Source organism: Agathobaculum sp., assembly GCF_050946325.1.
GTDB lineage: Bacteria > Bacillota > Clostridia > Oscillospirales > Butyricicoccaceae > Agathobaculum.
In genome coordinates this window covers 1-8,846 of the sequence record NZ_JBMNUP010000070.1, presented here as the reverse complement: position 1 = coordinate 8,846, position 8,846 = coordinate 1, and the positions used below count along the sequence as shown (strand labels likewise).

The 8,846-nt window shown below is 54.8% G+C and carries 11 protein-coding genes; 9 read left to right on the top strand and 2 right to left on the bottom strand.

Going from position 1 to position 8,846, the window contains the following annotated elements:
• A partial coding sequence (locus tag ACOYIE_RS06800; RefSeq protein ID WP_433411677.1) for a hypothetical protein occupies positions 1 to 551 on the top strand: 551 nt, incomplete at its 5' end.
• A gap of 350 nt (positions 552 to 901) precedes the next feature.
• Here ACOYIE_RS06800 and ACOYIE_RS06795 read toward each other — a convergent pair.
• Positions 902 to 1,234 (bottom strand): DUF3795 domain-containing protein, encoded by a 333-nt coding sequence (locus ACOYIE_RS06795; RefSeq protein ID WP_433411675.1) that lies wholly within the window; start codon positions 1,232 to 1,234, stop codon positions 902 to 904.
• 49 nt (positions 1,235 to 1,283) lie between these two features.
• The gene (locus tag ACOYIE_RS06790) at positions 1,284 to 2,594 is read right to left on the bottom strand and encodes an alpha-amylase family glycosyl hydrolase (protein ID WP_433411673.1); all 1,311 of its coding nucleotides are present in this window, start codon (positions 2,592 to 2,594) and stop codon (positions 1,284 to 1,286) included.
• Positions 2,595 to 2,823: 229 nt separating this feature from the next.
• Here ACOYIE_RS06790 and rplS point away from each other — a divergent pair, with 229 nt between their 5' ends.
• From rplS to ACOYIE_RS06750, 8 genes are all read left to right on the top strand, one after another.
• A complete protein-coding gene (gene rplS, locus ACOYIE_RS06785) occupies positions 2,824 to 3,165 on the top strand; it encodes a 50S ribosomal protein L19 (protein ID WP_433411671.1) in 342 nt (113 codons plus the stop codon).
• Positions 3,166 to 3,299: 134 nt separating this feature from the next.
• A complete protein-coding gene (lepB, locus tag ACOYIE_RS06780) occupies positions 3,300 to 3,875 on the top strand; it encodes a signal peptidase I (RefSeq protein WP_433411669.1) in 576 nt (191 codons plus the stop codon).
• Positions 3,876 to 3,879: 4 nt separating this feature from the next.
• Positions 3,880 to 4,743: a ribosome biogenesis GTPase YlqF gene (gene ylqF, locus ACOYIE_RS06775; protein WP_433411667.1), complete on the top strand. Its 864-nt coding sequence runs from the start codon at positions 3,880 to 3,882 to the stop codon at positions 4,741 to 4,743.
• Positions 4,740 to 5,357, top strand: a complete 618-nt coding sequence (locus ACOYIE_RS06770; protein ID WP_433411665.1) for a ribonuclease HII — start codon at positions 4,740 to 4,742, stop codon at positions 5,355 to 5,357. The genes ylqF and ACOYIE_RS06770 overlap by 4 nt, the downstream gene beginning before the upstream one ends.
• On the top strand, positions 5,354 to 5,704 hold the full coding sequence (locus ACOYIE_RS06765; protein ID WP_433411663.1) for a YraN family protein: 351 nt from the start codon (positions 5,354 to 5,356) through the stop codon (positions 5,702 to 5,704). Before ACOYIE_RS06770 ends, ACOYIE_RS06765 begins: the two co-directional genes overlap by 4 nt.
• A 2-nt stretch (positions 5,705 to 5,706) precedes the next feature.
• Positions 5,707 to 6,675 carry a dipeptidase gene (locus ACOYIE_RS06760; protein ID WP_433411661.1) on the top strand — a complete coding sequence of 323 codons (969 nt, stop codon included), beginning with the start codon at positions 5,707 to 5,709 and terminating at the stop codon, positions 6,673 to 6,675.
• A 27-nt stretch (positions 6,676 to 6,702) separates the two neighbouring features.
• On the top strand, positions 6,703 to 8,196 hold the full coding sequence (gene thrC, locus ACOYIE_RS06755; protein WP_433411660.1) for a threonine synthase: 1,494 nt from the start codon (positions 6,703 to 6,705) through the stop codon (positions 8,194 to 8,196).
• Between the two features lies 1 nt (position 8,197).
• The coding region (locus tag ACOYIE_RS06750; RefSeq protein ID WP_433411658.1) for a metallophosphoesterase at positions 8,198 to 8,846 on the top strand (649 nt) is incomplete at its 3' end.

Here is an 8,846-nt window from a genome sequence, read left to right as displayed (position 1 = left end):
CAACCAGCGCCACCTCGCTGACGTTTGACCGCTACTATAAATCTGCGGACTTTACCCACCTGGCAGTGAAGGTGGAGGGCGCCAGCAAGGAGAGCGATATTGCAGACGTGGTTCTTGGTATGGACCGGCTGGATTTTGATTTTGACAGCACGCTGCATGCGTTGGTTTTGCGCAGAGGCATGTTGGCGCAGCTGCGCGAGGGAACCTATACGATTACCGTTGATTTGGCCAGCGGCAAGCAAGAGACAATTGAGCTGAAAGTGAAGGATTCCGCTCCGTCGGGCGTCACTGCCTATGTAGCGGAGTACGATACATATGCGCCGACGGAACCGTCGTTCTCGCTGCCGCTTGACCGGCTTGCGGTGCGCAATGTTACGGCACAAAAGGACGGTGCGGAGCTGAAGGCGGAAATGGATTATATTTTGGGCGCGCATACGCTGACGCTGACGAAAAAAGCGCTGGAAAAATACCGTTTGTCGAACGACCATACGGAGTTTACGGTTACGATGTCGGACAATTCGGTTTATACTTTGGTGATTGATTATATTTAAATACGAGATGAAAAAGCCTCGATGGCGGCAGCGATTTTTGCATTTTCTCTTTTTGCTCTGACGGTGTGTGCCGCAGGCGGTTCGCACAACCATGTCTCGAATGAATTGGGGTTGGATGTATCGGTGGGCAAGAGATTTTACACAGACCCTTCCTTAACCTCACGCAGGGGCTGTATGATGCGGATGCTGACACGCTGTACTTTTGCAAGCTGGATACTTAGCGCGATTATAATTATATAAAAAAGCAAAGCATCCGTATGGCGTTTTACCATACGGATGCTTTTTTCTGCATATTTCGGGAGAAGCGGCAATATAGCCTGCTCCGCTGCAACTGGACTGCTGACAGGGGGCTATCCCTTTAAATTGTTTCGGGCGGCAGGGTTGTTTGCAAAGACCTGCCCAACCGTCGGGCACTGTTCCATAGCGGGACAGCTGCCGCAGGTAGGCATATTCTTTTGCAAAGCGCACTGGCGAATACGACAAAGGTTTTCACAGAAAACGGTTTTCACTCCGTCGATACGGCAGCCCTGGCAGTTGATATGCTCGGGCAAGATGGGGGCGTTGTTTAACGCGGCCCAGTGTTTTGCGGTCTTTTCGCGCAGTGCCTGGTCGTCATGGATGGTTGCGAGATATGCGTCGCATTGTTCGCAGTCAAGACCGCAGCAGGCAATCATCGTTTTCATGGTTGCAACACTCCTTAAACGGAATTGATGACAGGAAGCCGGCGGGGCCTTACCGCTCGCACTGCCAGAAGAAAGCAGAGTACGGGGGCAGTTCGCTGCCGCCGCCGAAATCGTGCATTTCTCCGGTGATCAGATCGACGGCGCGGCCGCAGCGCGCATCAAAATGTGCGGTATAGGGTTCGCTGTCGATATTGACGGCAATCAGCACACGGTCTCCATCGCAGATGCGCTCCCAGACACACTGCTTGTTGGTCAGAACGAGCTGCTTGAAATCGCCGTGGCACAGGGCCCTGCTGCCGCGGTGCGCTTTCGCCATGGCGGCGATGCGGCCGGTCAGCTCGTTCCATTCGGGCGCTTCAAAAGAGGGGCGCAGGGCGTCGTCTCCCTGATGCTTTTCGCCGGGTGCGCCCCATTCGCTGCCGTAATAGATGCAGGGGATGCCCGGCATGCCGAACAGCAGCGCATAAAGGAGCGGCAGGTGCGCGGGATTTTGCAGGATAGAGGCGGCGCGTGTTACATCGTGGTTATCGACAAAGGAGAGCAAATGCTTGCCGCGGTACAGCGTCCAGTTTTCCGGACCGAACTGCCGCAGCAGGGAATGGGTGATCTCGAACAGGTTCATGCTGTTGAGCGAGGAATACAGACCCTTGTAGCATTCGTAATTGGTGCAGGAGTGCAGTTTATCCTCGCTGACGAACTGGTTGTAGTCGCCGTGCAGCAGCTCGCCCACAAGGAAGAAATCCGGCTTGAGCGTATTGCAGAATGCGCGGAGCTGGCGGATAAAGTCCTGCTCCAGGCAGTATGCGACATCCAGACGCAGGCCGTCGATATCGAACTCCTCCACCCAGCCGCGGATACAGTCGAAAATGTGCTGCACGACCATGGGGTTGCGCAGATTCAGGCGAACCAGTTCGTAGTGACCCTCCCAGCCCTCATACCAGAAGCCGTCGTTATAGCCGGAGTTTCCTTCAAAAGAGATGTGGAACCAGTCCTTGTAGGGGGAGTCCCATTTTTTCTCCTGCACATCGCGGAAGGCCCAGAAGCCGCGGCCCACATGATTGAACACGCCGTCCAGCACGACACGGATGCCGTTTTCGTGCAGGGTTTTGCAGACAGCGGCAAAATCCTGGTTGGCGCCCAGCCGGCAATCCACTTTGCGGAAGTCCCGTGTATCATAACCGTGGCTGTCGGATTCAAAAATGGGGGAGAAATATACCGCGTTGCAGCCGAGTTTGGCAATATGCGCGGCCCAGTCGCTTACTTTGCGGATACGCGGAACGGTGACACCATCGTTGATCCGCGGTGCGCCGCAAAAGCCGATCGGATAGATTTGATAGAATACGCTTTCGTAAGCCCACATAAGCAGAGCTCCTTTACTTTTGGATTCGTTACCAGTATACTATGATTAAACGCAAAAAGAAAGCCAAATGCAAACAATGACTTTTCGGAAAATAATGCTTGCAAAGTGTGCGGCGATATGGTATGATATTTCGGTAACACGGGCATTCCTCTGCTTATTTGCGGCATGTCAGTTATGCCGTGTAAAAGGAATATGGCAAGAATGTCTAAGACGAAAGGATGACAGAAAAATGGATCTGGTCAAGGTACTGAGCGAGCAGCAGCTGAAGAGCGACCTGCCCGAACTCAAGATTGGCGACACCGTTAAGGTGCATGCGCGAATCAAGGAAGGCAATCGTGAGCGTATTCAGGTATTTGAAGGCATCATCATTGCGAAGAAGCACAGCGGCGTCAATCAGACGGTTACGGTTCGCCGCATTTCCTACGGCGTAGGTGTGGAGAAGACGTTCCCCGTGCATTCCCCGAACGTTGCGAAGTTCGAGGTTGTGCGCAGCGGTAAGGTTCGTCGCGCCAAGCTGTACTACCTGCGCGGCCGCGTGGGCAAGGCTGCCAAGATCGCCGAAAAGGTTTAATTTACAACCGAACAACAAAAACGGGGAGTCGTGTACTCCCCGTTTTTGTATTATGCGGGCGGATTAATGCTTGCGCATATGCGGCAATATCGCTATAATAAAATAGTATGCTTATATTTTTGGAGGAATCAGGAATGCAGGAGCAAAAGGCCGAGGGGAAGAAGAAAAACGAGGGGCGCTTTTCCAGCGAGCTGTTCGGTTGGGGCGAGTCTCTGATGGTCGTGCTGATATTTTTTGTGGTTGTTTTTACATTTTTTGTGCGGCTGATCGGGGTAGACGGCTCTTCAATGTATCCGACGCTGGAAGACCGCAGCATCATGCTGGTCAGCAACTGGAATTACAAACCGGAAAAGGGCGATGTTGTGGTGCTCCATAAGGAGGGCTTTTATAACGATCAGCCGATTGTTAAGCGCATCATCGCGTCCGGCGGAGATACGATTGATATTGACCCCATCACAGGAGATGTGCTGGTCAACGGCGAAGTTCTGAATGAACCGTATATTGCAGAAAAAATCAATACGCTGGAGCGAATCGGGGATATGCCTTATCCGCAGACTGTGCCGGAGGGAAGCGTTTTTGTGATGGGGGATAACCGCAACCACTCTACGGACAGCCGCGATTCCCGCCTCGGCATGGTGGACGAGCGCTATATCCTGGGCCGCGTGCTGAGCGTGGTTTATCCTTTCAGTAATTTTGGATCGGTGGCGTAAACGTATGAATATCCAATGGTATCCCGGTCATATGACCAAAACCCGCCGGCAAATGGCGGAATATATCAAACAGGTGGACGCGGTGTGCGAGGTTGTTGACGCGCGCATCCCGCAGGTTTCCCGCAATCCGGACATGGATGAAATTGCGGCAGGAAAGCCGCGCATGATGATTTTAAACCGCATTGATCTGGCTGACCCAGCGCAGACAGCAGTATGGGCGAAGCATTTTCGGGCGCAGGGTATGGCGGTTATGGAGACGGACAGCCGCTCAGGCGCGGGTACGCAGGCGTTTGCAGGTGCGGTGCGGGTTTTGCTGGCAGATAAAATTGCGCAGTGGAATGAAAAAGGGCAGGTTGGCCGTGCGGTGCGTGTGATGGTTGTCGGCATTCCGAATGTAGGAAAGTCGACCTTTATTAACCGTATTGTCGGCCGCAAGGCCGCCAAGGCGGCGGACCGGCCGGGCGTCACGCGCGGCAGCCAGTGGTTTCGGGTGGAAAGCGGCGTCGATTTGCTGGATACGCCGGGCATTCTGTGGCCCAAGTTTGATGATGAGCGCGTGGGCGTTCTGCTTGCCTGCACAGGTGCGATCAAGGATGATATTCTGGATGTGGAAACGCTTGGGTGCAAGCTGATGGAGCTGCTTGCCGCACAGGCGCCGCAGGCCATCATCGACCGGTACGGCGTTTCGATTCCGGAAGAGAGCGATTTCCTCGGCTATGCGCTTTTGCAGCAGGCCGGCCGCAGACGCGGCTTTTTGCTGCGCGGCGGCGAGATAGACACCGAGCGCATGGCGCGCATTCTGCTGGATGAGTTCCGCGGCGGCGTACTGGGCCGCATCACGCTGGAAACGCCGGAGGAATACGTATGACGTGGGAGTATGAGCAAAAAGCGTGGGATAACGGCTATTCTGCTGTCTGCGGTGTGGATGAGGCGGGGCGCGGCCCAATCGCCGGACCGGTGTGCGCGGCGGCGGTCATCCTGCCGGCAGGCATTGTGATAGACGGACTGAATGACTCCAAAAAGCTCTCTGAAAAAAAACGGGAAGCGCTGTTTGACGTTATTGTAGAAAATGCTGTTGCGTGGTCGGTGTCTCTGGTTGATGAAACGGTCATTGACGAAATCAATATTTTGCAGGCCACCTACCGTGCGATGCGGCAGGCGGTTGAGGGGCTGACCAGCCCTGCGGATTTTGTCTATGTGGACGGCAACCGTTCGGAAGGGCTTGCGCTGCCGCATGCATGCGTTGTTTCGGGCGATGCGAAAGTGCCCAGCATTGCAGCGGCTTCGATTCTTGCCAAGGTGACGCGGGACCGCCTGATGCGGCAGTTTGCCGAGCGGTATCCGGCATACGGATTTGAAAAGCACAAGGGATATGAGACAAAAGCGCATGATGAGGCGCTGCTGGCGTATGGTCCGTGCCCGATTCACCGGAAAACTTTTTTGAAAAAGTTTTATCAGAAACATCCGGAGGCGCCGCGTTGACCGGCGTTTGGGGCGAAACCGCGGCGTGCAATTATCTGGCAGGCCTTGGATGGAAAATTGTGCAGCGGAATTTTCGCACGCGGTATGGAGAGATTGACATGATCGCGCAGGATGGGCAATATATTGTTTTCGTTGAGGTGAAGACGCGGAGGGACAGCCGATTTGCCGCTGCGCGTGAGCATGTGACGGCTGCCAAACAGCGCCGTATTCTGACGGCGGCAGAAGAGTGGCTGCAACTGCATCCGACCGATTTGCAGCCCCGGTTTGACGTGGTTGAGGTATACGGCGCGGAAGAAGCGGCTGTGCCGCCGCGGATCCATTTGATTGAAAACGCGTTTGGAGGGTGAAAATGAACCTTTTTGATTTGCATTGTGACACCCTGTATGAATGTTATGAAACCGGAAAACCGCTGAGAGAAAATGATCTGCATATCAATCGCGCCGCGGCGCGGCGGTATGGGCATTATGCGCAGTTTTTTTCTCTGTTTTGCGGAGCGCGGCCACCGGAGGGCGCAGCAGCTGCCGGACGCCGCTGCCTGCTTGATTTGCCGGAAGAGCAGCGGCTGGATGCGCTTTTGGAAACAGCTGTGCGCGAGTTTTCTGCAAATGCGGATTGGCTCGCGTTCTGCCGGACCGCAGACGATCTGACGCAGGCTGCGGCTGCGGGCAAAGCGGCGGCATTTTTGTCCATTGAGGGCGCGGAGCTGCTGGCGACAGATGAGCATGTTGTGCGCGCCTATGAGGCGGGCGTGCGGATGGTTGCAATGAGCTGGAACTATCGCAGCAGATACGCCTGCGGTGCGATGGTGGACAATGACGAGGGACTGACAGCGGCAGGGAAAGCACTGGTGCGCACATGCACCGGACTGGGTATGCTGATTGATGTGTCCCACTTGTCCGAACGGGGGTTTTGGGATGTGTGTGAGCAGACGGACGTTCCGTTTGCCGCCAGCCACAGCAATTCCCGTGTGATGTGCAAACATCTGCGCAATTTAACCGACCGTCAATGCGGCGAAATTGTGCGGCGCGGCGGTCTGGTCGGCCTGAACCTGTACACGCCGTTTCTTGTGCGGCAGAGCGATTCCGTGATTGACGATGCGATTGACCATATTGAACATTTCCTTAGCCTGTATGGCGCGGAAAAATCGCTGGCGCTCGGCTGCGATTTTGACGGATGCGATCTGCTGCCGGCAGGAATAGACGGATTGGCCGATATGTATAAGCTGGCGGACCGGATGCTCGCGCTTGGCTACAAGGAAAGCATGGTGAATGGATTGTTTTATGACAATGCGTTCGCCTTCGTGCAGAAAATGCTGTAAATAAATATCTTCGGAGGTTGGAAATACATGGACTATGTAAGCACTCGAAACAAAGGGAAAACGGTTTCCGCGGCTTATGCAATTGCAAACGGCATCGCGCCTGACGGCGGCCTGTACTGCCCGACGGCCTTTCCCAAGCTGACGGAAGAGGACTGGAATCATCTGCAAAAAGCGGATTACAAAGGGCGCGCCGCGCTTGTTCTCGGCAAATTCCTGACCGACTTTTCGGCGGAGGAACTGGCGGAGTATACCGCCAAAGCCTATGCGGACGAGCGCTTTGGAGGAAGCGACACCGCGCCGGTTGTCAAGCTGGCGGACGGAAAATATATGCTGGAGCTGTGGCACGGCCCGACCTGCGCGTTTAAGGATATGGCGCTTCAGATTTTGCCGCATCTTTTGACCGCCTCTCTGCGTAAGACGGGCGAAAAACGCACGGCCTGTATCCTTGTCGCTACCTCGGGCGATACGGGCAAGGCTGCGCTGGACGGTTTTGCCGATGTGGACGGCACGAAAATTATGGTGTACTATCCGGAAAACGGTGTGTCGCCCATGCAGAAACTGCAAATGACCACCCAGGCGGGTAAAAATGTAGAAGTGGTCGCAATTCGCGGCAACTTTGATGATGCGCAGAGCGCAGTCAAGCGTATTTTTACCGATGCGGATACCCGCGCGCAGCTGGACCGTGACGGTATGATGCTGTCTTCAGCCAATTCGATTAACTGGGGCCGGCTGGCGCCGCAGATTGCCTATTATATTTCGGCCTACTGCGACCTGCTCAATCAGGGTGAGATTGCAATGGGGGACAAAATCAACGTCTGCGTACCGACGGGCAACTTCGGCAATATCCTGGCCGCCTACATTGCAAAGCAGATGGGGCTGCCGGTGAACAAGCTGATCTGCGCCTCCAACCGCAACAATGTGCTGACCGACTTCTTCAAGCAGAACGGTACATACGACCGGAACCGTGATTTTTATACGACTGCTTCTCCCTCGATGGATATTTTGATTTCGTCCAATCTGGAGCGGCTGCTGTTCTTTGCATCCGGCCAGAATGACGAGCTGGTTTCCGCGTGTATGAGCGGGCTGACCCGCGATGGACGCTATACGGTGCCGGCAGATGTTTTTGCCGGTATTTCGGATGATTTTGACGCGGGTTTCTGCGAAGATGCACAGGCTGCTGCGGCAATTAAACGGCTGTGGGAGAATGAAAAATATTTGTCGGATACACACACGGCTGTTGCTGTGCAGGTATATGAGGATTACCGGGCCCGCACGGGCGACGGTACGCCTACGGTCATCGCTTCGACGGCATCGCCGTTTAAGTTCTGCCGCGCGGTGATTGAGGCGCTTGGCGGTAAACTGGAGAAAGACGATGTCAGCCAGCTGGATGTGCTGACAAAGCTGACGGGTGTTGCCGCCCCTGCGCCGCTGTCTGCCCTGGCGGGTAAGGCGCCGCGCTTTGACCGCGTGGTGGACAAGTCCGAAATTCTGTCTACCGTGGCGCTGCTGAAGGACCTGTAAGATGGCGCTTTATACGCTGGCCGATCTGCACCTGGCGACGTCGGTGAAAAAGCCGATGGATGTATTTGGCGGCCGCTGGCAGGGATATACGGAAAAAATTATCAAAAACTGGAAAGCGCTTGTTGCGCCGGAGGATACGGTCGTATTGGGCGGGGATATTTCGTGGGGCATCAGTCTGGCAGAGGCGAAAAGCGATTTTGCACTGATCGACAGCCTGCCCGGCCGCAAGATTATCCTGAAAGGCAACCATGATCTCTGGTGGGAAACTGCGGCAAAGATGCATCGGTTTTTGGAGGAAAATGACTTTTCGAGCATTGACTTTCTGCATAACAACTGCTTTTTCTATGAAAAGACTGCAATCTGCGGCACCCGCGGATGGCCCTTTGAAGAGGATTTTACCGATCCGCACAATAAAAAGATTTTTAATCGTGAGATGATTCGCCTGGAGGCTTCTTTGAAGCTGGGCGCGGCGGCGCAGCCGGAAGAAATTATCTGTTTTCTGCACTATCCGCCGCTGTATGCGTCGTTTCGCTGCGGGCCGATGATTGCGCTGCTGCAGCGATACGGCGTGAAGCGGTGCATCTATGGGCACCTGCATTCAGACAGCCTGCGTTGGGCGGTTGAAGGAGAGCAGGAGGGGATTTGCTGGC

Coding starts and splice junctions, on each gene's coding strand:
- ACOYIE_RS06795 (WP_433411675.1), bottom strand. CDS start 1,234: ATGAAAACGATGATTGCCTGCTGCGGTCTTGACTGCGAACAATGCGAC.
- ACOYIE_RS06790 (WP_433411673.1), bottom strand. CDS start 2,594: ATGTGGGCTTACGAAAGCGTATTCTATCAAATCTATCCGATCGGCTTT.
- rplS (WP_433411671.1), top strand. CDS start 2,824: ATGGATCTGGTCAAGGTACTGAGCGAGCAGCAGCTGAAGAGCGACCTG.
- lepB (WP_433411669.1), top strand. CDS start 3,300: ATGCAGGAGCAAAAGGCCGAGGGGAAGAAGAAAAACGAGGGGCGCTTT.
- ylqF (WP_433411667.1), top strand. CDS start 3,880: ATGAATATCCAATGGTATCCCGGTCATATGACCAAAACCCGCCGGCAA.
- ACOYIE_RS06770 (WP_433411665.1), top strand. CDS start 4,740: ATGACGTGGGAGTATGAGCAAAAAGCGTGGGATAACGGCTATTCTGCT.
- ACOYIE_RS06760 (WP_433411661.1), top strand. CDS start 5,707: ATGAACCTTTTTGATTTGCATTGTGACACCCTGTATGAATGTTATGAA.
- thrC (WP_433411660.1), top strand. CDS start 6,703: ATGGACTATGTAAGCACTCGAAACAAAGGGAAAACGGTTTCCGCGGCT.